Genomic DNA, 25,970 nt, shown 5'->3' with positions numbered 1-25,970 from the left:
GAGCACGGGTGCGAGAATTCCGCGATCCACGCTCACCCGGGGAGGAAGCACCTTGGCGACTGAGTCCGGGCTGCGGCCCGATCTGCGGCAACGGCACGTCCGGATGATCGCCCTCGGCGGGATCATCGGCGCGAGCCTGTTCATCGGCAGCGGGGCGGTGATCCACACCGTGGGCCCGGCTGCCGTGCTCTCCTACGCCATCGGCGGGCTGCTGGTCGTGCTCGTGATGCGGATGCTCGGCGAAATGGCGACCGCGGCGCCGGCGCTGGGCTCGTTCATGGAGTACGCGCGCGACTCGCTCGGCGGCTGGGCGGGCTTCACGATCGGCTGGCTGTACTGGTACTTCTGGGTCGGCGTGGTCGCGTTCGAAGCCGTCGCCGGCGCGAAGATCCTCCAAGGCTGGATCCCGGGGGTGCCGCAGTGGGTGTTTTCGCTGGGGCTGATGCTGCTGCTGACGGCGACGAACCTGGCGTCGGCGCGCTCCTTCGGCGAGACGGAGTTCTGGCTGGCGTCGATCAAGGTCGCCACCATCGTGGTGTTCCTGCTGCTCGGGGCGCTGTTCGTGCTCGGGCTCTTGCCGGACGCGCACTTCTCGGTCGGCAACATCGGGCTCGACGGCTTCGTCGCGAAGGGGCCGTTTTCGGTCGTGCACGGCGTGGTCATCGTGATCTTCTCGTACTTCGGCGCGGAGATCGTCACGATCGCGGCGGCCGAGTCCGACCAGCCGGAGACGGCGGTCCGCAAGGCGACCTCGACGATCGTCTGGCGGGTGATCGTGTTCTACGTCGGCTCGGTGGCGCTGCTGGTGATGATCACGCCGTGGCGCGAGATCCCGAGCGAGACGAGCCCGTTCGCGGCGGCGTTCGGCCGCTTCGGCGTCCCGGCGGCGTCGACGATCGTGTCGGCGGTGGTGCTCACGGCGGCGCTGTCGGTGCTGAATTCGGGGCTGTACACGGCATCCCGGATGCTGTTCGCGTTGCGGCGCCACGGGTGGGCACCGGCCTGGGTCGCGGACACGAACGCGCGCGGCGTGCCGTGGAAGGCGATCCTCGCGTCGACGTCGGTCGGCTACGTGGCGGTGGTGATGAGCTACGTGTCCCCCGACAAGATCTTCTACTTCATCATCAACTCGGCGGGCGCGGTGGCCCTGTTCGTGTACGCGATCATCTGCGGCTCCCAGATCCGGATGCGGCGTTCTCTCGAAGCCTCGGCGCCGGAGAAGCTGAAGCTCCGGATGTGGGGATATCCGTGGCTGAGCTGGGTCACGCTGGTCCTCACGCTGGTGGTGGTGGCGTCGATGCTGTTCGTCGACGAGGACGCGCGGATCCAGCTGTACCTGAGCCTGATCAGCCTGGCGGTGATCCTGGGCGTCTACGCCCTCATCCGCCGCCGTTCCCCCCGTGATTCGGCACGTATCTCGCGTGATTGAACCCGTAACTCGCGTGATTGGAGCCGTAACTCGCGAGATCCGGCTCCAATCACGCGAGATCCGGCTCTGATCACGTGAGTTACGGGGAACTCAGCCGCCGGCCAGCCGGCTCAGTGCGCCGAAGAAGACGTCGGTGATCTTGGCCGGGTCGAGGGCCACGAAGGCCTGGCCGCCGGTGGCCGCGGTCAGCTGGTCCAGCTCGGCCTTGTCCGCGTCCGGGCCGATCCCGACGCCGATCAGCGGGATGGGGCGGCGGGGGTCCTGGAGCTTCGCCAGCTCGGTCAGCAGGTCCGCGCGGGACACGCCGTGCGGGTCCTCGTTGCGGCCGTCCGTCATCACGATCACCAGGTTCAGCCGGCCGGGCTCCCACTCGCGACGGGCCGTGCGGTACGTGTCCAGCACGCTGTCGTAGAGCCCCGTCCCGCCGTTCGGGGTCGCCTTCACCTGGGCGAGCTTGTCCAGCGCGCCGCTCGCCAGGTGCTGGGCCACCGGGGCCATCGGCAGCAGCTCGCGGTAGTCCTTCTCGCCGTCCAGGTGGGTCGAGAACGCCAGCATCCGCAGCTGGGTCGCCGGTTTGAACAGGTGCATCGCCTTCGCCGCCGCCTGCATCGTCACCTGCATCCGGTTCAGCCCGGTCCCGGGGACCTGCGCGTTCATCGACCCCGAGACGTCGATCAGCACCTGCACCCGCGCGCTCAGGTTGACGCCGGCCCACTGGTTGAGCAGCTCGTCGACGACGGCCGCGGGCGGGAGGCCGGCGGCCCGGATGCCCTGCGGCGCCACCCGCGGGTCGTCGGCGTGCTCGCGCAGCGCCTGCCCGCCCGCCGCGCGCAGGCCGGTCTTCGCGATCGCGTCGGAGCCCGGGTCGCCGAGCACCGCCTCGCGCAGCGCGTCGACGATCGGCCGCTGCTGCGGCGTGATCCCGCCCAGCTCCGCGAACGGGTAGTCCAAAGCGGGCACCGCGGTCGAGTAGACGGCGACGAGCGGCGACTTCGGGTCCTCGATGTTGTGGCGCAGCAAGGAGTTCTCCGACGCCGGGAACGCCGTCACCGCGGCCGTGCCGCCGCCGTCGCTCGACCCCGGCAGCCGCGCGATCAGGTCCGTCTCGTCGCCGAGGCTGTTGGCCGAGAACCGCCGCAGCAACGCGACGTACGCGGCCGAGGGCTCCGGCGCCGCTTTGACGCTCTCCCGCAGGCCGAGCAGCGCCGTCGCGCCGACCGGGTCGCCGGCCGGGTCGGGCATCCCCGGGACGACGCCGGGCGCGGCCAGCACCTCCGCCCAGGTGGGCGTGCGGTCGGGCCAGCCGAGGCCCTTGGCGACGTCCGCGGCGACGGCTAGCACGACCGGCGAGCTCGCCACCGACGCCCCGGTTTCGGGAACGTCGGCGGCGCCGAGCTGGTGGGCGCGGCGCAACGCGAGCGTGGAGTCCGGCATCCACACCTGCGGCCGCGGGCTGCCGTCCGACAGCGCCAGCCGCTCGGCCGCCTGCGTCGCTTCCCGCGGTTGGACTTCGATGCTGCCGCACCGCAGGTCGAGGCCGTGCACGACCAGCGACAACGCCGGCGCGATGTCCGGCGACGCGGTGACGAGGACCTTCGCGGGCTGCTCGCACGACGGCCGGGCGCGCACGACCGACACGGTCACCCACGCCGCGGCACCGAGGACGAGCACCAGGCCGGTCGCCAGGGCGGGCACGAGCAGCCGGCGTCGTCTGCCGTCCGAATGACGTCCCATCGGCGCGGCCTCTCTGCGCGAGGCGGGGTGGGATCAAGGTTATCCCGCGGCGAACCGGCCGCACGTGCGCCGGACGGCCTAACAGCTCGACCCCGGGAAGGGAATCAGCCCCTCCCGGAGCGGGATGTCCACGGCTACGGCAGGCGAAACACCGGATCGCCGGAAGCCGGCCCGAACCGGGCCACGTCAGAAATGCGTGAAGGCCTCACCGAGGACTCCACGTCCCTCGATGAGGCCTGCACACTTGGCCGGGGGTCAGACCGGGATGACCGTCGGGACGATCATCGGACGGCGACGGTAGGTGTCGGCCACCCAGCGGCCCACCACGCGGCGGACCGCCTGCGCGATCCGGTGCGTGTCGGTGATGCCTTCGGCCTCCGTGCGGGCCAGCTCCATCTCCACCAGCGGCACGACGGCGGCGAGCGCCTTCGGGTCGTCGGAGAAGCCACGGCCGGACACCGTGGGGCTGCTGACCGGGCGGCCGGTGCTGGAGTCCACCGCCACACTGATCGAGATGAACCCGCCCTCGCCCAGCACCAGCCGGTCGGACAGGGTCGACTCGCCGACGTCGCCGACCGACAGGCCGTCGACGTAGACGTGCCCGACCTCGACGCGGCCAGTGCGGGACGCCTTGCCGTCGACCAGGTCGACGACCACGCCGTCCTCGGCGATCACCACGTTGTCCGGGGCGACGCCGGTGCGGATGGCCAGCTCGCCGTTCGCGCGCAGGTGCTTCCACTCGCCGTGCACCGGCATGACGTTGCTCGGCCGCACCGCGTTGTACAGGTAGAGCAGCTCCCCCGCCGACGCGTGGCCGGACACGTGCACCTTGGCGTTGCCCTGGTGGACGACGTTCGCGCCGAGCCGGGTCAGGCCGTTGACCACGCCGAACACCGCGGTCTCGTTTCCCGGGATCATCGAGCTGGCCAGCACGACGGTGTCGCCCGCGCGGATCGAGATCTGCCGGTGCTCGCCGCGGGCCATCCGCGACAGCGCCGAGAGCGGCTCGCCCTGCGAACCCGTCGAGACGAACAGGACCTTGCTCTCCGGCAGGGTGCTCGCCTGGTCGAGGTCGACCAGCAGGCCGTCCGGCACGTTCAGCAGGCCCAGCTCGGCGGCGATCCCCATGTTGCGGACCATCGACCGCCCGACGAACGCGATCCGGCGGCCGTGCCGCTTGGCGGCGTCGAGCACCTGCTGGACGCGGTGGACGTGGCTGGCGAAGCACGCCACGATCACGCGCTGGTCGACGCGGCGGATGACGTCGTCGAGGACCGGGCCGATGTCGCGCTCGGACGTGACGAACCCGGGCACCTCGGCGTTGGTCGAGTCCACGCAGAACAGGTCGACGCCCTCGTCGCCGAGCCGGGAGAACCCGGCCAGGTCGGTGAGGCGCCCGTCCAGCGGCAGCTGGTCGAGCTTGATGTCGCCGGTGTGCAGGACCACGCCCGCCGGGGTGCGGATCGCGACCGCGAGTGCGTCCGGGATCGAGTGGTTGACCGCGAAGAACTCGAGGTTGAACACGCCGACGTCGCGGCGCTCGCCCTCGCGGACCTCGATCAGCTTCGGCCGCTGCCGGTGCTCCTTGGCCTTCGCCGCGAGCAGCGCGTTGGTGAACCTCGAGCCGTAGATCGGCAGGTCCGGCCGCAGCCGCAGGAGGAACGGGACGGCACCGATGTGGTCCTCGTGCCCGTGGGTGAGCACCAGGCCTTCGATGTCGTCGAGGCGGTCCTCGATCGCGCGGAAGTCGGGCAGGATCAGATCGACGCCGGGCTGGTCGTCCTCGGGGAAGAGGACCCCGCAGTCGACGATGAGCAGCCGTCCGCCGAACTCGAAGACGGTCATGTTGCGCCCGACCTCGCCGATGCCGCCCAGCGCGACGACGCGCAGAGCTCCATCGGGCAGTGCGGGCGGGGCGTTGGTCGGGCCTGGACCTTGGGGAAGTGAGCTCACCGAGGCAGGGTCCCAACGCTGGTGTGCGAGGTCGGCGCCACGTAGGCGGCCCTCGAATCTGCTTGTGCCACCCGCTCACCATGCCAGTCCTGGGCCGCTGTGTCGCCCAGCGGCACGCCGCCCTGGCCAAGATCGGCGGCGATCAGGGTCGTCTGCTCGGCGTTCGGGGCGACGATCGGCAGCCGCGGGTCGCCGATGTCGAAGCCGCGCAGCCGCAGCGCCGCCTTGCTGAAGGCGACCCCGCCGACCCGGGACATCGCGCGCAGCACCGGCAGCATGCCGCGGTGGTTGGTGCGGGCGGTGGACGTGTCACCGTTCTCGTAAGCGTCGATCATCGCCCGGATCCGGCCCGCGACGACGTGACCGATCACACTCACCACGCCGACCCCGCCGACCGAGATCCACGGCAGGTTGAGGCCGTCATCACCCGAGTAGTAGGCGAGATGGGTGTTCGCGATCACCTCGGAGCCGGCGATGAGGTCGCCCTTGGCGTCCTTGACCGCGACGATCCGGGGGTGCTCGGCCAGCCGCAGCAGCGTGTCGACCTCGATCGGGACGACCGAGCGCGGCGGGATGTCGTAGAGCAGCACGGGCAGGCCGGTGCTGTCGGCGACCGTGGTGAAGTGCGCGTACAGCCCGGCCTGGCTGGGCCGCGAGTAGTACGGGGTGACGACCAGCAGGCCGTGGGCCCCGGCCGCCTCGGCCTGCTTCGCCTGCTCGACGCTGTGCGCGGTGTTGTTGGTGCCCGCGCCGGCCACGACGGTCGCGCGGTCGCCGACGGCCTCGACCACGGCGCGGATGAGCTGGTCCTTCTCCGCGTCGGTCGTGGTCGGGCTCTCGCCGGTGGTGCCGTTGACCACGAGCCCGTCGTTCCCCAGCTCCACGAGGTGCTCGGCCAGCTCCTGCGCCCGCTTCAGGTCCAGCGCGCCGTCGGCGTCGAAGGGGGTGGCCATCGCGGTGAGCACGCGCCCGAACGGCCGTCCGGGCGCTGCGGTAGGTGGGTTGGACATGGCAGAACGGTACCTCGTCCCCCCGGCGAAAACCGCGCCGACCTGGTCACGGACCCGAAGTGCGGAGGATTTCCCGGTGCCGGCCGTTCCTCGCGGAACTTCTACTTGACCTTGGTCACGATCGGGGCGGAGATCGGGCCGCCGTCGGCCTTGGTCAGCACGCAGTAGAACTCGCGCGTCGGGTAGTCGCCGGACTTCTCGGGCACGCTCTGCCACTCGCCCTGGGTCGGGACGAGCGCGCGGTACTTGAGGCCGTCGCGCTGGGTCTCGGGGACGAGCGACGAGCGGAACGCGGTCGCGCAGCGGGCTTCGGCCACGGCCGTGACCGCGGCGAGGCCCGGGTAAGCGGAAATCTCCGCTTCGCTGTCGGTCCAGTTCGCCGTGCCGATGGCGTACCCGGAGTCGTAGATCTCGACGGTGTGGCTCTTCTTGCAGTCGCCGCTGTTCTCGTCGCTGATGACCCCGCCGTCCTGCACCGGGGCGTTGTAGCAGAGGTAGCTCGAACTGGCGTCGACGCGCATCTGCCCGGCGAGGCCGAACGTCATGGTCGGCAGCTTCTGGGCGTCCACCGCGGGAGTCTCGTAGGCCTTGCCCGCGAAGAAGCCGCCGACGAGGGCGGCCACGACGAGGACCGCGGCCGCCGAGAGCCACAGTGCGCGGTGGGTCTTCTTAGGCGGCGGCTGCGGCGCGAAGGCGCCCGGCATCGCGGTGCCGCCCGGCGGGGTGGGCCGCACGCCCTGCGCCGTGGTCAGCAGGTTCTGGGCCTGGGCCGCGGTCAGCCGCGCGTCGGGGTTGGCGACGAGCAGGCCGAGGATCGCCGCGGCGAGCGGGCCCTGGCCGCGGGTCAGGTACGGGATCTCGGTCATGATCGCGTGCAACGTCGCGGCAGTGGTCGCCCGCTCGAACGGGATCGAGCCTTCGACGGCGTAGAACAGCGTCGCACCGAGCGACCACAGGTCGGACGCCGGCATCGCTTCCCGGCCTTCGACGCGCTCGGGCGCCATGAACGCGGGTGAGCCGACGATCATGCCGGTGGTGGTCAGGCGCGGGTCGTCGACGGCGTGGGCGATGCCGAAGTCGGTGAGCTTCACCCGGCCGTCCGGCCCGACGAGGATGTTCGCCGGCTTGACGTCCCGGTGCACGATCCCGGCCGCGTGGGCGGCCTGCAGCGCGGCGAGCGCCCGCTCCCCCAGCTGCGCGGCCTGCGCGGCGGGCATCGGGCCGTGCCGGCGCACGAGCTCGGCGAGGCTCGGCGCCTCCACGAGCTCCATGACGATGAAGGTGGTGCCGCCGTCGGTGACGACGTCGTAGACGGTGACGACGGCCGGGTCGTTGAGCCGTCCGCCGGTGCGCACCTCGCGCAGGGCGCGTTCGGAGAAGACGGCGGCGGACTCGGCGTCGGGCAGCCGCAGTTCCTTGACGGCGACCTGGCGGCCGATGACCTGGTCCTGCGCCCGCCACACGACACCCATGCCGCCCCGGCCGAGCTCGCCCAGCAGGAGGTAGCGGCCCGCGACGACCCGCTGACCAGGCGTGGCGGGCGCCTGCGGCGGGTAGGGCCGGGTCTGTTCGTCGGTCACGGTGCTCCTTCGGGCGGCGGTCGCGCAGATGCTAGTCGGACCGCCGCGGAGCGCTCGGGGTTCCGCGGAATTCGTGCCTCGGCGACGAGTCTCGCCACCCGGAACGGACGATCCGGGCACGCGAGCCGTCCGCCTGGGTGCGCGAGTCGTCCGGTGGCTCAGCGGCGGGTTTCGCCGCGGTACGGGATCCAGCGGTAGCCGGGGGCGAAGTCGCTGAACTCGGCGCGCTTGCCCGTGGCCGCCCAGATGTCCTCGCTGACGACGAGGCCGGGGAAGCCCGTCAGGTCCTTCTCCGCCATGAGCTCGTCGTACGAGCGGAACCGGCCGGTCTCGATGCCGGCCAGGGCGTAGCGGTAGACCGGTGGCGCGGTCTTGAGCAGCCAGTAGAGCCGGCGGCCGGCCGCCGTCATGGCCGTCGCCTCCTCGGCGGAGTGCGCGCCGGTGCGGCTGAGGCCTTCCGGCGCAACGCCGCACCACCAGGCGCCCTGGTTCTCGAACACACCCGCCGCCCAGCCGTCGAAGTGCCGCGCGAGGTCGCGGGCGTGGGTCTCGCGCTCCCCGCATTCGGCGTTGAGGGCGAAGATCCAGGCCATGGCCGCGTCTCCCCGTTCGTGGGTCAACCGGTGATCGTGAGGTAGATGAGCACCAGGTTGAGAGTGATGATGATCGCCGCGATCACCCAGGCCGCGACCGTCGTGAGCCGGCGGTTGGCGTCCGCCCCCATCAGATCACGGTCGGCCGTCAGCCGGATCAGCGGTACCAACGCGAACGGGATTCCGAACGACAGCACCACCTGCGAAACGACCAGCGCGGTGCTCGGATCGGCCCCCAGCGCGAGCACCACGATCGCCGGGGTGAGCGTCACGAGCCGGCGCAGGACCAGCGGAATCCGCTTGTGCAGCAATCCCTGCATGATCATCGCCCCCGCGTACGCGCCGACCGACGTCGAGGCCAAACCGGAGGCGAGGAGGCCGATCGCGAACATCAGGGCGATACCCGGGCCGAGCGCCTGGGCGACCGCGCCGTGCGCCCCCTCGATGCTGTCCACGCCCACTTGGCCCTGGAGGTTCGTCGCGGCGAGCAGCAGCATGCCGAGGTTCACCGCACCGGCGAGCAGCATCGCCAGGCCGACGTCGGCACGGGTCGCGCGCAGCAGGCGGCGGCGGCGAGCCGGGTCCGGGCGGCCGTGGCGGTCGCGGACCAGGCCGGAGTGCAGGTAGACCGCGTGGGGCATGACCGTCGCCCCGAGCATCGCCGCGGCGATGAGGATGCTGCCCGCGCCGTCGAACTTCGGCACCAGCCCGCCGAGCGTTTCCGTGGCCGACGGCGGCTCGACGAACAAGCTCGCCAGGAATCCGACGGCGATCACCGCCAGCAGCCCGGTGACGACCCGCTCGAACGTCCGCTGGCCACCGCGGTCCTGCACCGCCAGCAGCGTCAGCGACACCGCGCCGGTGATCAGGCCGCCGACCACGAGCGGCAGGTCGAACAGCAGGTTGAGCGCGATGGCGCCGCCGACGACCTCGGCCAGGTCGGTGGCGATGGCGACGATCTCGGCCTGCGCCCAGTAGGCCAGCCGCGCCGGCCGGGACAGGCGCGCGCGCAGGGCCTCCGGCAGCGACATCCCGCTGACCAGGCCCAGTTTCGCCGACAGGTACTGCACGAGGACGGCCATCAGGTTGGCCGCGACGATCACCCAGACCAGCAGGTAGCCGTAGCGGGCACCGGCACTGATGTTGGAGGCGACGTTCCCGGGGTCGACGTAGGCGATCGAGGCGACGAACGCGGGCCCGAGCAGGGCCGATCCGGTGCGCAGGCGGGTCACCAGTCTCGGCCGGACAGCCTCGGTCACCGCCATGAAGCCTGCCTTTCACCGGATATCGGGGATCCTAAACCGAAGTTTAGGCATGCCGAACTTTGGTTTTCAAGGGTGATGGCTCCCACCCTGGCGCCCGGGTACCCCGAAAAGCCGTGAAGGCCACCTCGAAGAAGTCGAGGTGGCCTTCACGAACGACGCGCGTCAGGGGTGGGCGACCTCGTGGCCGGATTCGCGCAGGGCGGTGACCGCGTGGTCGAGGTCGGTGGCGCGGACCAGGATGTGGTCGGTGTCGAACGTCGACATCGAGAACAACGCGACCCCGGCCGCGGCCAGCTCCGAGGCCAGCGCGGCGATGATGCCGGTGAGCGTGAACTCCAGCGGGCCGCGGACCGACAGCAGCCGCCAGCCGTCCTCGGCCGCCGTGCTGCCGGCGGGCTCGCGGCCGGCGGGGCAGATGACGGACAGTTCTTCGGGGGTCCGGGTCACCGACACCAGGGCTTCGCCGGGCTCGAACAGCTCGGCGGGCACCGCGGCGTCCGCGGGCAGCCGCACGACGGCGTACTCGCCGGGCCGGACGTCGATCGCGAGTCGCTTCATCAGCCTTCCAGCACCTTCGGGCTCGTGGCGATCTCGGTGCCGTCCGGCAGCGTCGAGATGGTGAAGTCCGCGAACACGTTCGCCGCGGCTTTCTGCAGCTGCCGCAGGCATTCCACGGCCAGTTCGCGGATTTCGACGTCCGCGTGCTCGGTGGCGCGCATCGCGACGAAGTGGCGCCAGGCGCGGTAGTTCCCCGTCACCACGACGCGCGTTTCGGTCGCGTTCGGCAGCACGGCGCGGGCCGCCTGGCGGGCCTGCTTGCGGCGCAGGGTCGCGCCGGGGACGTCGGCGAACTTCTCCTCGAGCCCGGCCAGCAGCTCCGTGTAGGCGTCGACGCTCGCCCGGGTCGCGGCGACGAACTTCTCGTGCAGCACCGGGTCGTTCGCGATCACCTCGGGCTCGACGAACTCGGCGTCGCGCTCCGGGACGTAGCGCTGCGAGAGCTGCGAATACGAGAAGTGGCGGTGCCGGATCAGCTCGTGGGTCAGCGACCGGGAGATCCCGGTGATGTAGAAGGTCACCGACCCGTGCTCCAGCACCGAAAGGTGGCCGACGTCGATGATGTGCTCGAGGTAGCCGGCGTTGGTGGCGGTGGCCGGGTTCGGCTTGGTCCAGGACTGGTAGCAGGCGCGCCCGGCGAACTCGGCGAGCGCTTCGCCGCCGTCCGCGTCGGTCGACCACGGCACGTCCTCGGGCGGGAAGAACTCGGTCTTCGCGATCAGCTGCACTCTGGGTGACACGGTTCCGGTCACGTCAGCACTCCTTCTCCCGGCACTGCCGCAGCCTAACCTCGCGGGGCCGTGCACTCCCGGGGGACACGTGACATCACGACAGCCTTGACTGACGTCACCGATGACGTCATAGTGGTGTCATGGACCTGACGCCGTACATCGCCAACCTTCGCGAGGACCTCGCGAACACGGCTGCCGCCGGGGACGAGCACACCCGGCGGGCGGCCGCGCTGCTGTCCTCCGCGCTCGAACCCGCCGTCCGCCTGACCCTGATGAACGCCCTTGCCGACCTCGCCGCCGAGGTCACGGCCGCCCTGCCGGGCCAGGTGGTGGACGTCCGGCTCGACGGCCGCGACGTCCGCGTGGTCGTCTCCGGCACTGCCGAAGAGCCGACGTCACGCACGACACCACGTGACACCACACCGCCACCGCCCCTCGACGGCGGTGACATCAGCCGGATCACGCTCCGGCTGGTCGAGCAGATCAAGGGCCAGGCCGAACGCGCGGCAGCGGCCCAGGGCGTCTCGCTGAACACGTTCGTTTCGCAGGCGGTCCAGGGCGCACTGGGCCACGGCGCGCTCGGCGGCGGAGGCCACAAGCACCACGCCAAGGACGACCGGAGCGGGTCGCACCTGCACGGCTGGGTCGAGAGCTGAGGGGACGAGAAGATGAGTGAAGAACAGACGACACCCGCGGAAGAGCCGAACGACGAACTGGTCCGGGTCGACGAGTTCGAGACCGACGTCCCGCTGGAGCTCGATGTCAGCGTCACGATCGGCCGCGTCGAGGTCGTTCTCGACGGCGACTCCGGCGCGCGCGTGGAGCTGCGGCACGACCAGGGCGAGCAGCAACCCTGGGTGGCCGGGGTCAACAACCTGCTGTCCTGGGTCGGCGAACGCTTCGGCGACCAGCTCGGCGTCGACCCGGCGGCCTCGCCCGCCGAGGCGGTGCGGCAGAGCCGGCTCGAGAAGCTCGGCAACCGCCTGGTCGTGAGCGCGCCGAAGGCGTGGCAGCTGCGCAACGTCGCCCTCGCGGTGAAGGTGCACGCGCCGGCGGGCTCGCACGTCACCGTGCGGGCGGGCGCGGCGGACGTCACGGTGACCGGCTCGGCCGGCCGCGTCGACCTGCTGACCGGCTCGGGCGAGGTCAAGCTCGACCGCGCCGACGGCTCGGCCACGATCCGCACCGGCAGCGGCGGCATCAAGCTCGGCCCGACACTGGGCGGCCTGCAGCTGCGCAGCGGCAGCGGCCACGTCGAGGCGTCGTCGATCGCCGGGTCCGCGTCGCTGGCCACCGGCACCGGCGACGTCTGGCTGGGCGCGGTCTCCGGCGAAGTGATGGCCCGCACGGGCAGCGGCGACCTGTCGGTGGCCGACGCCGCGTCGGGCTCGCTCGACCTGATCACCGGCTCCGGCGAGGTCCGGATCGGCATCCGCGGCGGCACGGCCGCCGAAGTCGACCTGACCTCCAGCGGCGGCCGGGTTTCCAGCGAGCTGGACGTCGCCGACACCGCGCCCGAAGGCGGCGTGACGCTGAAAGTCCGCGCCCGCACGGGCACCGGCAACGCCGTGGTGACGCGCGCCGCGGGCTGAACCAGGGGAGGGACGGGCCGTTCCCGGCGGGGGTGCCGGGAACGGCCCGTTCGCGCGGAATACCAGAGAAAGCGCTCCACAGAAATCCGGCGAACGAAGGGTGAATTCGTCGAAAAGCTGTTTCAGCTGGTTACACCCGAGGAATTGCCTACTTTCTCGGATTCGCCTTGAACGGATCGCGATGCTGTCTCGTTCACATCGGTTGACCGCCTCGGCTTGGCGAAAGGTTACCGGGTGACCGCGACGATCCGCCCCACCTCGCTGCAGGGCCTGACCGACGGCGACCGCGCGCTGTTCCAGCGGTTCGGCACCGGAAAGCCCGCTCCTGTCCCCTTCCGCCGCATTCACGACGCCGTATTGGCGCAAGCGCGGGCCCGTCCGGACGCACTCGCCGTGAGGCACTCGGGTGAATCGCTCACCTATGCCGGGCTCGAACGCCGGTCGGCCGCACTCGCCGCCACGCTCGCCGGACTCGGGGTGCGGCCCGGGCAGCACGTCGGCCTGTTCCTCACGCGGTCGATCCCGATGGTGGTCGGCATCCTCGCCGTGCTCCGGGCGGGCGCGGCGTACGTGCCGCAGGACATCCGGATCGCCCCCGCACCCCAGCTGAAGCACATCGTGGCCACCGCGGGCATCGACGTCGTCCTGACCACCCGCGAGCACGCCTCCGCGCTCCCCGCGGGGCTCGGCCACGTCGTCGCCATCGACGCCGAGCACCCGCGCCCCGGCCGCCCCGGCGCGCCGCCGGCGGCCGGCGGCGGCACCGCGATGGTGATCTTCACGTCCGGGACGACCGGACGGCCCAACGGCGTGCAGGTCACCCACGCGAACCTCGGCAATGTCCTGCTGACCGCACCGGGCTCGCTCGGCATCCGGCCCGGCGACCGCGTCGCGCAGCTTCTGAACATCGCCTTCGACATGGCCGCCTGGGAAATCCTGGGGACGCTGGCCCACGGTGGCTGCCTGGTGATCCGCGGCAAGGACATCGAGGAGACCGCCCGCGAGGCCGACGTCGTCATCGCCACCCCGGGCGTATTGTCCACAGTGGATCCGGCGGCCTGCCCGCGGGTGCGGACCGTCGCCGTGGCGGGCGAACGGTGCCCGGCCGCGCTGGCCGAAGCCTGGTCGCGGCGGGCGAGCTTCCACAACGCCTGCGGCCCCACCGAAGTCACCATCGTCAACACGGTCCAGCGCTTCGATCCCCGGCGCGGCAAGCTGACCATCGGCCGCCCGGTGCCGAACACCACGGTGTACGTGCTCGACGACGAGCTGGCCCCGTGCCCGATCGGGCAGGTCGGGGAAATGTGGGCCGGCGGCGCGTGCGTCACGGCGGGCTACACCGGCGACGAGGCCCTCACCGCCGAGCGCTACCGCCCGGACCCGTTCCTCGGCGGCGCGCACCGGATGTTCCGCACCCGGGACCTCGTTCGCTGGACCGCGGACGGTCAGCTGGAGCACCACGGGCGGACCGACGACCAGGTCAAGGTCCGCGGCTTCCGCGTCGAACTGGACGCCGTCACCGCCACGCTGGAGCGGGCTCCGGGCTGCGAACGGGCGGCCACCCTGCTGTACGACGGCGGGCTCGTCGGCTTCGTCACCCCCTCGACGGCCGATCCCGGGCTGGTCCGGCGCTCGGCCGAGGCCGCGCTGCCGTACTACAGCGTGCCGACGATGATCGTCCCGGTCGATCGCCTGCCGCTGACCGAGCGGGGCAAGGTCGACCGGCACGCCCTGTTGTCCCGGTTGGACAGCCGCGAGCCGGCGGAGACGGTGGCATGACCACCACGCTCACGGTCGTCCCGTCGAAATCCGTACGGGCCCGGCTGCGACGACGGCCGTGGACGCACCACAACCGGCTGGCCGCCGCGGTGGTGGCCGGCAACGCCGTCGCCGCCACCGCCGGCCCGCTCGACCTCGGCGTCCTCACCTGGCTGGTACTGGGGAACCTGGCACTGGCCGTGCTGATCCGCCAGCAGCTGGTGATCAACCTGCTGTTCCGGCTGGCCACCGCCGTACCGGTGCGGCGATCGCTGCGGCTGCGCTGGACGCTGGGCAAGGTGTACCACTTCGGCGGCCTGCACGTCGGCGGGACGCTCTGCGCCACCGCGTGGTTCCTGGTGCTCACCGCCGTGCTCACCGCCCGCGGCGGACCGGCGCCGCTGCTGCTGACCACCTGGGCGATCGCGGGCGTCCTCGCCGTCGTGGTCGTGCTCGCGCTGCCCCGCGTGCGGGCCCGCCGGCACGACCTGTTCGAGCGCTCCCACCGGTTCGGCGGCTGGTCGCTGCTGGTGCTGTTCGCCCTCCACTCGGTGCTGCTGGCCGACGCCACCGGGAAGGTCTTCCCCGGCTCGGGTCCGTTCTGGGTGCTGCTGGTCGTCGTCACGAGCGTCGCTCTGCCGTGGCTGCGGCTGCGCCGGGTGCCGGTCCGGATTTCGCGCCCTTCGCCGCACGTGGCTCTGCTGTCCTTCGACTACGGCGTCACGCCGTTCGCCGGCTCGTCCACCGCGCTGAGCCGCAACCCGTTGCGGGAGTGGCATTCCTTCGCCAACGTGCCCGCGCCCGGGCGCACCGGGTTCCGGCTGACCGTGTCCCGGGCCGGTGACTGGACCGGTGCCCTGATCGACGACCTGCCGTCGCACCTGTGGGTGAAGGGCATCCCGACCGCCGGCGTGGGCAACATCGACAAGCTGTTCCGCCGGGTGGTCTGGGTGGCCACCGGCAGCGGGATCGGCCCGTGCCTGCCGCACCTGCTCTCCCGGGAGACACCGTCCCGGCTCGTGTGGTCCACCCGCCACCCCCGGCGCACCTACGGCGACGAGCTCGTCGACGAAATCCTCGCCGTCCAGCCGGACGCCGTCGTGTGGGACACCGACAGCGCCGGCAAACCCGATCTGGTCGCACTGGCCCTGAGCGCGCACCGGGACTTCGGCGCGGAAGCAGTGATCTGCATTTCGAACAAGAAGACGACGTGGCACGTCGTCGAAGCGCTGGAAGCCCGCGGGATTCCGGCCTTCGGCGCGATCTGGGACTCGTGAGGGAGACAGCATGGCTGACCGGACCGTCGTAGTCGACCTGCGGGCGCCCGTCGCGACCGTGACCGTGGACCGGCCACGGGCGCGCAACGCGTTGTCGTCGCAGGTGCTCTCCGAATTGCTCGCCGCCTGCTCCGAGCTGGCCGGGAACCCGGCGGTCGCGGGCGTCGTCCTCACCGGCGCGCCGGGCCCGGCCTTCGTCGCGGGCGCCGACATCCGCGAAATGGCCGCGCTGGATCCGGAGCGGGGAGCGCGGTTCGGCGCGCTCGGCCAGGAGGTCACCCGGGCGCTCGAACGGCTGCCGGTGCCGGTGATCGCCTGCGTGGACGGCTACGCGCTCGGCGGGGGCTGCGAACTCGCGCTCGCGTGCGACTTCGTCTACGCCACCCCGAAGGCGGTCTTCGGCCAGCCGGAGGTCCTGCTCGGGCTGATCCCGGGGTTCGGTGGCTGCGTCCGGCTGCGCCGCCAGGTGGGGCCCGGCCGAGCCCGCGAGCTGATCTTCACCGGCCGGCACGTCGACGCCGCGGAGGCACAGCGGATCGGCCTCGTCACCGAACTGTTCGACAGCCGCGAAGCCATGCTCGCCGGGGCCCGCGCCACGATCACGGCAGTGTCCCGCAATTCCCGGGACGCGGTGGCGCTGGCCAAGAGCGCGCTGAACGCCGGCCGCGGCCGCACCGTGGACGCCGGCCTGGAACTGGAGCTCTCGGCGTTCCGTTCGGCGTTCACCAGTCCCGACATGCGCGAGGGCACCGACGCGTTCCTCGGCAAACGCGAACCGGCGTTCGGCAGCAGAGCCGTCGGCCACTGACCGGGTGGGTGCGCCATCAACGAGACGCACACCGCCCTGCTGCAGGCGCTGCACGACCAGCACGCGCCCGCGCTGTGGCGGTACGCCCTGCGCCTGACCGGGGACGACCAGCTCGCTCAGGACGTCGTCCAGGAATCCTTGCTGCGGCTGTGGAACAGCCCGGCGATCCTCGAGCAGGGTGAGCCGGCGTCGCGCGCCTGGCTGTTCACGGTGGCCCGCAACGTGGTGATCGACGAACGCCGCAGTGCGCGCTCGCGGCGGGAGGTGCGCTCGACCGACCTGCCGGACGTGTCGCGCTCCGACCCGATCGACTCGGCGCTGGACGCCTGGGTGATCACCGACGTCCTCACCCAGCTGACCGAGGACCACCGCACGGTCATCGTCCGCGCGTACTACATGGGGCAGTCGGTCGCCGAGCTGGCGGCGGAACTGGAGGTGCCGGCGGGAACGGTGCGGTCCCGGCTGTTCTACGGCCTCCGCGCCCTGCGGCTGGCCCTCCAGGAGAGGGGGCTGACCAGCCGGTGAGCGCGCCAGCGGATCCGTACCGCGACTGGGACGCCGCGTACGTCCTCGGCGCCCTGTCCCCCGCTGAACGCCGGGAGTACGAACGGCACCTCGCTCGCTGCCGGCGGTGCGCCGCGGCGGTCGCGTCGTTCGCGGGAATGCCGGGGATCTTGTCGGCGGTGCCGCGCGAAACGACGGTGGAACTCCTCGGCCCGGCCGGGCGGGCCGGGCGACCGGTACCGGCGGCGCTGCTGCCGGGGCTGGTCCGCGCGGCCCGGACGGACCGGCGGCGAGCCCGCGCCCGCGTCGCCGCCGCGCTCGCCGCGACGGCTTTGGCCGGAGCGGTGGCCGGGAGCCGGATCCTCGGGCAGCCGTGTTCGCAGGTCCCGCGGATCGACACCACCTCGGCTCCGGCCACGACGCCGAGCGAGGGTCCGTCGACCGGCCCCGACGTCCCCGGGCGACGGTGATTCGAAGTTCCGGCTGCTCGGCCACCTCGGCCGGGCGGGCCGGCGGCGGGAGGTCGGGGCGATCGCCAGATCCCGCAACCACGCGCGGCGACCGGACTCGATGACTCAGCGCGGTGGCCGAGCCTGGTCACCAGCCGTGATCGCCACCGGCGGCAACACTTGCGGCGGCCGGGTCCGGTGGTCGGCCACGGACCGGCAAGCCACGGACCTCAGCGCACCAGCTTCGCCAACGGGGCCGCAAGGTCGCCGCGCGCGCCCACTGCCACGCCGGACAAGCCGAGCCACTCCGCCATGTGGCGCAGCTCGGCCGCCAGTTCCGGGAGGACGCGGGCCACGTCCGCGCCCTCCTCGGCGAATGCTCCCTGGACCCGCAGCACTCCCGCCGCGCGGTCGGACTTCAGGTCCACGCGCGCGACCAGCTCACCGTCCAGCAGGAACGGGAACACGTAGTACCCGTACACCCGCTTCGGCTCCGGGACGTAGATCTCGATCCGGTAGCGGAAGCCGAACAGCCGCTCGGTGCGGGACCGCTCCCAGATCAGCGGGTCGAACGGGCACAGCAGCGCCCGGCCCGGCACCGACCTCGGGGTGCGGGCCGCCGTGTGCCGGTACGCCACCGGCTTCCAGCCGCGGACCGCGACCGGCTCCAGGATCCCGGACTCCACCAGCTCCGCCACCGCCTGGCGGGCCGGGGCGGGGCCGAGGCGGTAGTAGTCGCGCAGGTCCGTCTCCGTGGCCACGCCCAGTGCCCGCGCCGAGCGCTCGATCAAGGCGCGCGCGCCCTCTTCCGGCGACACCGAAACCGCCAGGATTTCCGGCGGGACGACCCGCTCGGTCAGATCGTAGAGCCGCTCGAACGACCGCCGCGTGCCCGTGGTCAGCAGGCCGATGCCGAACAGGTACTCGCAGACGCGCTTGACCTCCGACCGCTCCCACCACGAGCCCGGCCCCCGCCGCTGCGCGTCCGCTTCCACCGCGCGTTCGATGCCGCCCGCGCCGATCGGGCCCAGCTCCTTGACCACCGACAGGATCTCGTCGACCAGCCCCGGCGACTTCTCGATCAGCGGGCCGTAGTGCCGCCACCAGCCCTCGCGCTTCGCCCCCGAGCGGATCAGCGGCCAGTCCTCGATCGGCAGGAGGCTCGCCTCGTGCGCCCACGTCTCCACCAGCAGCCGCGGCCGGCGCGGCGAGTGCGCCCACGCCGCCGCGTCGAGCAGTGCCGGGTCGTACGCGCCCAGGCGGGAGAACACCGGCATGTAGTGCGCCCGGACCGCGACGTTCACCGAGTCCAGCTGCAGCAGCCGGACTCGCGAAAGCACCCGTTTCAGGTGCTGCCGTGACGGCACGGCCGACGGACGCGGGTCGGTGAAGCCCTGTGCGGCCAGGAACGTCTTCCGGGCCGTCGAGACGCTGATCGTTTGCATGGTCCGCTCATGGTGCCACCCACCACCGACAAAAACGCGCACCACTAGATTCACCCCTTATGAGCGACGCCGCCGTCCGTCCCGCCGACCTCTCCGACGCCGCGGAGATCGCCCGCATCCAGCGCGAAACCTGGCACGCCGCCTACGAAGACCTGCTCGGCAAGCAGGCCCTCGCCCAGCTGGACGCCACCGACCTCGCCGGCACCTGGGCCGAGACGATCGACTACCCCGGCAGCCTCGTCTACGTCGCCACCGAGGGTGAGTTCACCGTCGGTTTCTGCGTCGCGGGCCGCGCGCCCGAAGACGAGGTCGCCGCGGCCGACGGCAGCCTGCCCGAGGACGCCGAGACCACCGGCCTGATCGCCACGCTGCTCGTCGAGCCGCGCTGGGGCCGCCGCGGCCACGCCGGGCGGCTACTCGCGACGGCCGCCGCGGGCCTGCGGGCCGACGGCGCCGGCCGCGGCATCGCCTGGGTCGCCCAGGGCGACCACGCCACCCTCGGCTTCTACCGCCGGGCGGGCTGGAACCCTGACGGCACCGTCCGCACCCTCGACACCGGCGAGCGCACGGTCCGCGAGGTCCGGCTCACCGGCACCCTCGACCTCGGCCTCGCCTGAGCCCGCCGCGTCCCGGAAGACCACCCACCGGAGCACGGCGTACATGAACGCGCCTTCGCCGGCGCCCGCCAGCAGCCGTGAGACGTGGTATTCGACGCCCAGGGCCGTCAGTCCCGCGCCCACACCCAGCGGAAACACGGCGTAATTGACAGCAATCGCCACTATGTAAAGCGCCAGCTGGATTCCCACGGGGGCGTGGGAATGGAAGTTGAACGTCCGGTTCAGCACGAAGCTCAGCCCGAACGCACAGCCGTACGCCAGCGTGATCGCCAGCCACACCGGCCAGCCGAACAGGCCGTGAAAGATGGTCAGCAGCGCGAGATCGACGCCGAACGTGCCGCCGTTGACGAGGCAGAACCCGAGAAAGGTCGGCGCCACGATCCGCGGCAAACCCAGCGGCAGGAAGCGCACGACGGTCCGGCACAGGGCGCCGAATCGGTCAGCGGGCGTACGGGGTTGCTCGACGGCCACCCCGCCAGCGTTCCAGTGGCGGGTGACGGCAATCCGTCCGGCAGGTGATCTTCTGGTGCCCGCCACCGGCCGAAAGGTGGGGCCAACACCAGTGCGCGGAGATTTCGAACTGATAACTTGGAAGAACGCGAGTGATTTTCGGGAGGTGACACGATGAGCTGGATCCTGCTGACGCTGGGCGTCGCGTTCGGTTCGGCCATCGTGCCGCTGATCAACGCCGAAGTGTTCTTGCTCGGGTTGTGCGCGAGCCAGCCGGGCCTGCACTGGCTGTGGCTCGGGGCGGCGGTGGCGGTCGGGCAGATCGCCGGGAAGACGCTGTACTACCTGGCCGCCCGCGGCACGATCAAACTGCCGAAGCCGCTGCACGACCGGCTGCACCGCGAGCGCCCGATGACGCCGCGGCGGGTGCGCTGGGAGCTGCGCACCAAGCGGCTGCGCGGGTGGGTCGAGCGCCTGCGCGAGCGCTGCCTACGGCACCCGCATTGGATGGCCGGGACGTACGGGGTGAGTTCCCTGGTGGGCCTGCCGCCGTTCATGGCGACGAGCGTGCTGGCGGGCCTGGTCCGGATGCGGCTCGCGACCTTCCTGACCACAGGACTGGCCGGACGGTGGATCCGGTTCAGTTTGATCGCGGCTTCACCCGCGGTGTTCGCGGGCTGGCTGCACCACTGACGCTCCGCGGCGCGCAGCTCGTGCGCCGGCTCGCGTGTCCGGACACCGATGGAAGTCAGCGGTCCGCCGCCTCCAGTTCCACGGCTTTCTTCATCGTCTCGCGCGCCCGGCGGCGGTCGCCCGCGATGTCGTACGCGTACGCGAGCTTGTACCAGACCCGCCAGTTGTCCTGGTCGGCCTCGGCTTCCGCGCGGCGCTCTTCGAACCACGCGTCGGCCGCCTCGCGATCCACGCGCCCCGAAGGCCGGCGCGGCAGGTCCGCGACGTCCGGGAGCGCGCCCTCGGCGTCCAGGCGCCGGGACAGGCGCTGGACCTGCAGGCCGTTGCGCCACGTCATGACGACGACCCAGACGCCCAGCACGGGCAGCAGCAGCACGCCCGCCCCCAAGGCGATGCCGGCGCCCGTCCCCGTCTTGAACAGCGCGAACGCCCGGTCCGCGAGCAGGACGAGGTACACCAGCAGCGCCGCCGTCAGCAGCAGCGCGACGTTCCGGGCCTTCACAGGTCGAGGACGTTTTCCAGGCCGACCGTCAGGCCGGGGCGCGTCAGCACCGTGCGGACGCCGAGCAGCACACCCGGCATGAACGACGTCCGGTCGAGCGAGTCGTGGCGGATGGTCAGGGTCTCCCCCTCGCCGCCGAACAGGATCTCCTCGTGCGCGACCAGCCCCGGCAGCCGGACCGAGTGCACGCGGACCTCCTCGACCGAAGCACCGCGGGCGCCGTCCAGCTCGGCCGTCGTCGCGTCCGGACCCGGCGTCACGCCCGCCTCGGCGCGCGCGGCGGCGATCATCCGGGCGGTGTGCGCGGCGGTGCCCGAAGGGGCGTCGGCCTTGCGGTTGTGGTGCAGCTCGATGATCTCGGCGGAGGCGTAGAACTTCGCCGCCTGGGCCGCGAAGCGCATCGCCAGCACCGCGCCGAGGGCGAAGTTCGGCGCGACCAGCACCCCCAGCTCCGGCTTCGGCTCCAGCAACGCCCGCACCTCGGCCAGCCGCGCATCGCTGAAGCCGGTGGTGCCGACGACCGCGTGGATGTCGTGCGCCACCAGGTACTTCAGGTTGTCCATGACGGCGTCGGGGTGGGTGAAGTCGACGACGACCTGGGCGTCCGCCAGCGCCGCGAAGTCGTCACCCGTGTCCAGCGCCGCGACGAGCTTCAGGTCCGAAGCGCCTTCGACGGCGTTCACCACCGTCGCGCCCATCCGGCCGCGCGCGCCGAGCACACCGACGTTGATGGTCATGAAGCGATCACCTCGTGCAGGTCGTCCGGAAGGTCGTCGGCGTGAGCGTACGGCCCGACGACCGCCGCCGCCGAGACCCCACCCGGCCGCGCGAACAAACTGCGAGCGAGCGCACACACCTCGTCGGTGGTCACCGCGTCGATCCGCGCGATCGTGTCGTCGACCCCCAGGTAGTGGCCGTAGTTGAGCTCGTTCTTGCCGATCCGCGACATCCGCGACGACGTGTCCTCCAGGCCCAGCACGATCCCGCCGCGCAGCTGGCCCTTGGCGCGGGCGACCTCGGCGTCGGTCAGGCCGTCGACGCCGACCTTGTCGAGCACCTCGCGGATGACGCCGGCGACGTCGCCGAGCTTTTCCGGCTGACAGCCCGCGTACACGGCCATGTGCCCGGTGTCGGCGTAGCTCGCGACCGACGAGTACACCTGGTAGGCCAGCCCGCGCTGCTCCCGGATCTCCTGGAACAGCCGCGAGCTCATCCCGCCGCCGAGCGCCGCGTTCAGCACCGACAGCGCGAACCGGCGGTCGTCGTGGCGCGACAGCGACCGCAGGCCCAGCATGACGTGCGCCTGCTCGGTGTCGTCGGTGTGCAGCGCCAGCTTCGGCACGGTCTTGATCCGGGCGCGGCCCTCACGCGGCGCCACCGGCGTCGCGGTCCCGGCCAGCCGGTCCTTCAACGCCTTGCGCACCAGCCGCAGCACCTGGTTGTGGTCGACGTTCCCGGCCACCGCCAGCACCATCCGCGGCAGCGTGTACCGGCGCTTGTAGAAGCTCCGCAACGCCGACGGTGACATTTCCACGATCGACTTCTCGGTGCCGAGCACCGGGCGGCCGAGCGGGTGGTCACCGAGGATCGCGGTCACGAACGTCTCGTGCAGCAGGTCCTCGGGATCGTCGTCGCGCATCGAGATCTCTTCGAGGACGACACTGCGTTCCATGTCCATGTCGCGGTCGGTGCACAGCGCCTCGAACACGACATCGGTCACCAGGTCTACGGCGAGCGGGAGGTCGGCGTCGAGCACCTGCGCGTAGTAGCAGGTGTGCTCCTTGGCCGTGAAGGCGTTGAACTCGCCGCCGACGGCGTCGACCTCCTCCGCGATCTGCTTGGCGTCGCGGTTCTTCGTGCCCTTGAACAGCAGGTGCTCGAGGTAGTGCGCGGCACCGGCGACGGCGACCGGCTCGTCGCGGGAACCGATGCCGACCCACAGCCCGACCGTGGCCGAGCGGGACGCGGGGACGTGCTCGGTGATCACCCGCAGACCGCCCGGCAGGACGCTGCGCTTGACGACCGCACCGTCCGAAGTGGACTCCAGCGTGCGGGTGGTGCCGACGGGCTGCTCGTGCCCGGAAACCTGCCGTGCCATGGGTTCCTTACTCACGAATGCCGTGAAGGCCTCCCTACCAGCTGTGGACGCCGGTAAGGAGGCCTTCACGGACCAACGAGCTGTCTTACTTGGCGTCGGCCTTCTCGGCGTCGGCTGCGGGCGCGTCGGCGGCCGGGGCCGCCTCGGCCGCGTCGTCTTCCTTGACGACGATCAGGCTGATCTTGCCGCGGTTGTCGATGTCGGCGATCTCGACGCGGAGCTTGTCGCCCACGTTGACCACGTCTTCGACCTTGCTGATCCGCTTGCCGTTGCCCAGCTTGGAGATGTGCACCAGGCCGTCCTTGCCCGGCAGCAGCGAGACGAACGCGCCGAACGCGGCCGTCTTCACCACGGTGCCGAGGAAGCGCTCGCCGACCTTGGGCAGCTGCGGGTTGGCGATGGCGTTGATCAGGTCGATCGCCGCCTCCGCCGACGGGCCGTCGGCCGCGCCCACGTAGATCGTGCCGTCGTCCTCGATGGAGATGTCGGCACCGGTCTGCTCGGTGATCGAGTTGATCATCTTGCCCTTCGGGCCGATGACCTCGCCGATCTTGTCCACCGGGATCTTCACGCTGGTGACGCGCGGCGAGTACGGGCTCATCTCGTCCGGGCTGTCGATCGCCTCGGCGATGACCTCCAGGATGGTGAGGCGAGCGTCCTTCGCCTGCTTCAGCGCGGCGGCGAGCACCTCGGAGGGGATGCCGTCGAGCTTCGTGTCCAGCTGCAGCGCGGTGATGATGTCCTTGGTGCCGGCGACCTTGAAGTCCATGTCGCCCATGGCGTCCTCGGCACCGAGGATGTCGGTCAGCGCGACGTAGCGGGTCTCACCGTCGACCTCGTCGGAGATGAGGCCCATCGCGATGCCCGCGACCGGCGCCTTCAGCGGCACGCCGGCGTTGTACAGGCTCATCGTGGACGCGCAGACCGAACCCATCGAGGTCGAGCCGTTGGAGCCCAGCGCCTCGGAGACCTGACGGATCGCGTACGGGAACTCGTCCCGCTTCGGCAGCACCGGCACCAGGGCGCGCTCGGCGAGCATGCCGTGGCCGATTTCGCGGCGCTTCGGCGAACCGACGCGGCCGGTCTCGCCGGTGGAGAACGGCGGGAAGTTGTAGTGGTGCATGTAGCGCTTGTGCGTCTCCGGGGACAGCGAGTCGATCTGCTGCTCCAGGCGAAGCATGTTCAGCGTGGTGACGCCCAGGATCTGGGTTTCGCCGCGCTCGAACAGCGCCGAGCCGTGCGCCCGCGGGATCACGGCGACCTCGGCGGACAGCGACCGGATGTCGGTGAGGCCGCGGCCGTCCATGCGGATCTTGTCCGTGAGGACGCGCTTGCGCATGACCTTCTTGGACAGCGCCTTGAACGCGGCGCCGATCTCCTTCTCGCGGCCCTCAAAGGCTTCGCCCTCGCCGACGCCGACCTTCTCCAGCACGGCGGCCTTGACCTGGTCGGTCGCGGCGTCACGGTCCTGCTTGCCGGCGATCTGGAGCGCGTTCGCCAGGTCGTCGGTCGCGATCGCGGCGACGGCTTCGAAGGCGTCCTGCTCGTAGGCCAGGAAGACCGGGAACTCGCCGGTCGGCTTGGCGGCCACGTCGGCCAGCTTCTGCTGGGCCTCGCACAGCACCTTGATGAACGGCTTGGACGCCTCGAGGCCCTCGGCGACCGAGACCTCGTCCGGCGCCTTGCCGCCTTCGGCGATCAGGTCGAGCGTGTTGTCGGTGCCCTCGGCCTCGACCATCATGATCGCGACGTCGTCACCGACGATGCGACCCGCGACGACCATGTTGAAGGTCGCCTTCGCCAGCTGCGACCAGGTCGGGAACGCGACCCACTGGTCCTCGACCAGCGCGACGCGCACGCCGCCGACCGGGCCGGAGAACGGCAGGCCGGCGATCTGGGTGGAGGCCGACGCGGCGTTGATCGCCAGCACGTCGTAGGGGTCGTCCGGGTTGAGGCTCTGGACGGTGATGACGACCTGGATCTCGTTGCGGAGACCGTCGGTGAACGACGGGCGCAGCGGCCGGTCGATCAGGCGGCAGGTCAGGATCGCGTCGGTCGACGGGCGGCCCTCGCGGCGGAAGAACGCGCCGGGGATGCGGCCGGCCGCGTACATGCGCTCCTCGACGTCCACCGTCAGGGGGAAGAAGTCGAAGTGGTCCTTCGGGTGCTTCGACGCGGTCGTCGCCGAGAGCAGCATGGTCTCTTCGTCGAGGTACGCGACGACGGCGCCGGCGGCCTGCTTGGCCAGGCGGCCGGTCTCGAAGCGGACGGTGCGGGTGCCGAACCGGCCGTTGTCGATCACGGCTTCGGTCTCGTGCACGGTGACTCCGGTGGAGTCGGTCATATGGTGTTTCTCCTCTTTAGTTCCTTCTATCCGACGCGAGTCTCCCACCCTGGGACCCGTTTCGCTGAGGACGCTCGAGGAGTGATGCCGGTCTTCGATCGAAGCCCACGGGACTCTTCCCGGGAGCCACTACCGAGGACCGGCGGACGGTTCCTCGTGCGCGCTCGCGCCGTTCTGGGGTTGTGCACCGAGGGGGAGCGACCGGCGGCCACTCCCCCTCGGGTTCGAGCTATCGGCGCAGGCCGAGGCGCTGGATCAGCGCACGGTAACGCTCGATGTCCACCTTCATCACGTAGTTCAGCAGCCGGCGGCGACGGCCGACCAGCAGCAGGAGCCCGCGACGCGAGTGGTGGTCGTGCTTGTGAGCCTTGAGGTGCTCGGTGAGGCCGACGATCCGCTTGGTCAGCAGCGCGACCTGGGCCTCGGGGGATCCCGTGTCCGAGTCGTGCACGCCGTACTCGGCCAGGATCGACTTCTTCTCTTCGGTGGACAGCGCCACTTGTGTTGCTCCTCGAAATGATCAGTGCCGTGCGGCCCCGGGCGTGGATGCACGCCGGGAAGACGGTCACGGCCGCCACGG

Annotated in this window: 24 protein-coding genes and 1 pseudogene; 10 read left to right on the top strand and 15 right to left on the bottom strand. The window is 71.5% G+C overall.

The features are described from left to right. The first annotated feature begins 52 nt into the window (after positions 1 to 52). Positions 53 to 1,429 (top strand): amino acid permease, encoded by a 1,377-nt coding sequence (locus tag AB0F15_RS24550; protein ID WP_360274482.1) that lies wholly within the window; start codon positions 53 to 55, stop codon positions 1,427 to 1,429. Between the two features lie 90 nt (positions 1,430 to 1,519). Here the strand turns inward: AB0F15_RS24550 and AB0F15_RS24545 are convergent, their stop codons facing one another. The 8 genes from AB0F15_RS24545 to thyX all read right to left on the bottom strand — a co-directional run bounded on the left by AB0F15_RS24545 (position 1,520) and on the right by thyX (position 10,874). After that, positions 1,520 to 3,163 (bottom strand): substrate-binding domain-containing protein, encoded by a 1,644-nt coding sequence (locus AB0F15_RS24545; protein ID WP_360274479.1) that lies wholly within the window; start codon positions 3,161 to 3,163, stop codon positions 1,520 to 1,522. 255 nt (positions 3,164 to 3,418) lie between these two features. Next, a complete protein-coding gene (locus AB0F15_RS24540) occupies positions 3,419 to 5,116 on the bottom strand; it encodes a ribonuclease J (RefSeq protein WP_360274476.1) in 1,698 nt (565 codons plus the stop codon). Further along, positions 5,113 to 6,126, bottom strand: a complete 1,014-nt coding sequence (gene dapA / locus AB0F15_RS24535) for a 4-hydroxy-tetrahydrodipicolinate synthase (RefSeq protein WP_360274473.1) — start codon at positions 6,124 to 6,126, stop codon at positions 5,113 to 5,115. The genes AB0F15_RS24540 and dapA overlap by 4 nt, the downstream gene beginning before the upstream one ends. A 101-nt stretch (positions 6,127 to 6,227) precedes the next feature. Next, the gene (locus AB0F15_RS24530; RefSeq protein WP_360274471.1) at positions 6,228 to 7,706 is read right to left on the bottom strand and encodes a serine/threonine-protein kinase; all 1,479 of its coding nucleotides are present in this window, start codon (positions 7,704 to 7,706) and stop codon (positions 6,228 to 6,230) included. Positions 7,707 to 7,864: 158 nt separating this feature from the next. Further along, positions 7,865 to 8,326 (bottom strand): hypothetical protein, encoded by a 462-nt coding sequence (locus AB0F15_RS24525; RefSeq protein WP_360274468.1) that lies wholly within the window; start codon positions 8,324 to 8,326, stop codon positions 7,865 to 7,867. Then, positions 8,323 to 9,564, bottom strand: coding sequence for an Nramp family divalent metal transporter (locus AB0F15_RS24520; protein WP_360274465.1), 1,242 nt, complete (start codon positions 9,562 to 9,564; stop codon positions 8,323 to 8,325). Before AB0F15_RS24520 ends, AB0F15_RS24525 begins: the two co-directional genes overlap by 4 nt. Positions 9,565 to 9,726: 162 nt before the next feature. Then, the gene (locus tag AB0F15_RS24515) at positions 9,727 to 10,122 is read right to left on the bottom strand and encodes an ACT domain-containing protein (protein WP_360274463.1); all 396 of its coding nucleotides are present in this window, start codon (positions 10,120 to 10,122) and stop codon (positions 9,727 to 9,729) included. Continuing rightward, positions 10,122 to 10,874, bottom strand: coding sequence for an FAD-dependent thymidylate synthase (thyX, locus tag AB0F15_RS24510; RefSeq protein WP_360274461.1), 753 nt, complete (start codon positions 10,872 to 10,874; stop codon positions 10,122 to 10,124). The genes AB0F15_RS24515 and thyX overlap by 1 nt, the downstream gene beginning before the upstream one ends. 119 nt (positions 10,875 to 10,993) lie before the next feature. Here thyX and AB0F15_RS24505 point away from each other — a divergent pair, with 119 nt between their 5' ends. The 7 genes from AB0F15_RS24505 (at position 10,994) to AB0F15_RS24475 (ending at position 17,262) form a co-directional block, all read left to right on the top strand. Then, entirely contained in the window at positions 10,994 to 11,509 is a 516-nt protein-coding gene (locus tag AB0F15_RS24505) for a toxin-antitoxin system HicB family antitoxin (protein ID WP_360274459.1), read from the top strand. 12 nt (positions 11,510 to 11,521) lie between these two features. Further along, positions 11,522 to 12,445 carry a DUF4097 family beta strand repeat-containing protein gene (locus AB0F15_RS24500; RefSeq protein ID WP_360274456.1) on the top strand — a complete coding sequence of 308 codons (924 nt, stop codon included), beginning with the start codon at positions 11,522 to 11,524 and terminating at the stop codon, positions 12,443 to 12,445. Positions 12,446 to 12,679: 234 nt separating this feature from the next. Beyond that, positions 12,680 to 14,224, top strand: a complete 1,545-nt coding sequence (locus AB0F15_RS24495) for an amino acid adenylation domain-containing protein (protein WP_360274453.1) — start codon at positions 12,680 to 12,682, stop codon at positions 14,222 to 14,224. After that, a complete protein-coding gene (locus AB0F15_RS24490; RefSeq protein WP_360274451.1) occupies positions 14,221 to 15,480 on the top strand; it encodes a hypothetical protein in 1,260 nt (419 codons plus the stop codon). Before AB0F15_RS24495 ends, AB0F15_RS24490 begins: the two co-directional genes overlap by 4 nt. Positions 15,481 to 15,490: 10 nt before the next feature. Beyond that, positions 15,491 to 16,288, top strand: a complete 798-nt coding sequence (locus AB0F15_RS24485) for an enoyl-CoA hydratase-related protein (RefSeq protein WP_360274448.1) — start codon at positions 15,491 to 15,493, stop codon at positions 16,286 to 16,288. A gap of 15 nt (positions 16,289 to 16,303) precedes the next feature. Continuing rightward, positions 16,304 to 16,813, top strand: a complete 510-nt coding sequence (locus AB0F15_RS24480; RefSeq protein WP_360274592.1) for a sigma-70 family RNA polymerase sigma factor — start codon at positions 16,304 to 16,306, stop codon at positions 16,811 to 16,813. Further along, positions 16,810 to 17,262 (top strand): zf-HC2 domain-containing protein, encoded by a 453-nt coding sequence (locus AB0F15_RS24475; protein WP_360274445.1) that lies wholly within the window; start codon positions 16,810 to 16,812, stop codon positions 17,260 to 17,262. Before AB0F15_RS24480 ends, AB0F15_RS24475 begins: the two co-directional genes overlap by 4 nt. 209 nt (positions 17,263 to 17,471) lie before the next feature. Here the strand turns inward: AB0F15_RS24475 and AB0F15_RS24470 are convergent, their stop codons facing one another. After that, the gene (locus AB0F15_RS24470) at positions 17,472 to 18,686 is read right to left on the bottom strand and encodes a crosslink repair DNA glycosylase YcaQ family protein (protein WP_360274442.1); all 1,215 of its coding nucleotides are present in this window, start codon (positions 18,684 to 18,686) and stop codon (positions 17,472 to 17,474) included. 59 nt (positions 18,687 to 18,745) lie between these two features. On the opposite strand from AB0F15_RS24470, the gene AB0F15_RS24465 reads away from it, so the two are divergent. Continuing rightward, positions 18,746 to 19,303 carry a GNAT family N-acetyltransferase gene (locus AB0F15_RS24465; protein WP_360274439.1) on the top strand — a complete coding sequence of 186 codons (558 nt, stop codon included), beginning with the start codon at positions 18,746 to 18,748 and terminating at the stop codon, positions 19,301 to 19,303. Positions 19,304 to 19,378: 75 nt separating this feature from the next. Here AB0F15_RS24465 and AB0F15_RS24460 read toward each other — a convergent pair. Then, a pseudogene (locus AB0F15_RS24460) lies at positions 19,379 to 19,681 on the bottom strand (GtrA family protein); the annotation flags it as partial. A gap of 246 nt (positions 19,682 to 19,927) precedes the next feature. Between AB0F15_RS24460 and AB0F15_RS24455 the strand changes: the two are divergent. Continuing rightward, entirely contained in the window at positions 19,928 to 20,446 is a 519-nt protein-coding gene (locus AB0F15_RS24455; protein WP_360274436.1) for a hypothetical protein, read from the top strand. Positions 20,447 to 20,501: 55 nt separating this feature from the next. Here the strand turns inward: AB0F15_RS24455 and AB0F15_RS24450 are convergent, their stop codons facing one another. The 5 genes from AB0F15_RS24450 to rpsO all read right to left on the bottom strand — a co-directional run bounded on the left by AB0F15_RS24450 (position 20,502) and on the right by rpsO (position 25,889). Then, the gene (locus AB0F15_RS24450) at positions 20,502 to 20,948 is read right to left on the bottom strand and encodes a tetratricopeptide repeat protein (protein ID WP_360274434.1); all 447 of its coding nucleotides are present in this window, start codon (positions 20,946 to 20,948) and stop codon (positions 20,502 to 20,504) included. Beyond that, positions 20,945 to 21,685, bottom strand: a complete 741-nt coding sequence (dapB, locus tag AB0F15_RS24445) for a 4-hydroxy-tetrahydrodipicolinate reductase (RefSeq protein WP_360274431.1) — start codon at positions 21,683 to 21,685, stop codon at positions 20,945 to 20,947. The genes AB0F15_RS24450 and dapB overlap by 4 nt, the downstream gene beginning before the upstream one ends. Beyond that, positions 21,682 to 23,046: a pitrilysin family protein gene (locus AB0F15_RS24440; protein WP_360274428.1), complete on the bottom strand. Its 1,365-nt coding sequence runs from the start codon at positions 23,044 to 23,046 to the stop codon at positions 21,682 to 21,684. The genes dapB and AB0F15_RS24440 overlap by 4 nt, the downstream gene beginning before the upstream one ends. Before the next feature lie 85 nt (positions 23,047 to 23,131). After that, the gene (locus tag AB0F15_RS24435) at positions 23,132 to 25,390 is read right to left on the bottom strand and encodes a polyribonucleotide nucleotidyltransferase (RefSeq protein ID WP_360274425.1); all 2,259 of its coding nucleotides are present in this window, start codon (positions 25,388 to 25,390) and stop codon (positions 23,132 to 23,134) included. A gap of 229 nt (positions 25,391 to 25,619) precedes the next feature. Continuing rightward, a complete protein-coding gene (gene rpsO / locus AB0F15_RS24430; RefSeq protein WP_003084034.1) occupies positions 25,620 to 25,889 on the bottom strand; it encodes a 30S ribosomal protein S15 in 270 nt (89 codons plus the stop codon). Positions 25,890 to 25,970: the final 81 nt, after the last annotated feature.

This window comes from Amycolatopsis sp. NPDC026612 (assembly GCF_040638285.1).
In the GTDB taxonomy this organism is placed as follows: Bacteria; Actinomycetota; Actinomycetes; order Mycobacteriales; family Pseudonocardiaceae; genus Amycolatopsis.
Note: the sequence above shows the minus strand (reverse complement) of the source record. Positions and strands in the feature narration are given on the sequence as shown.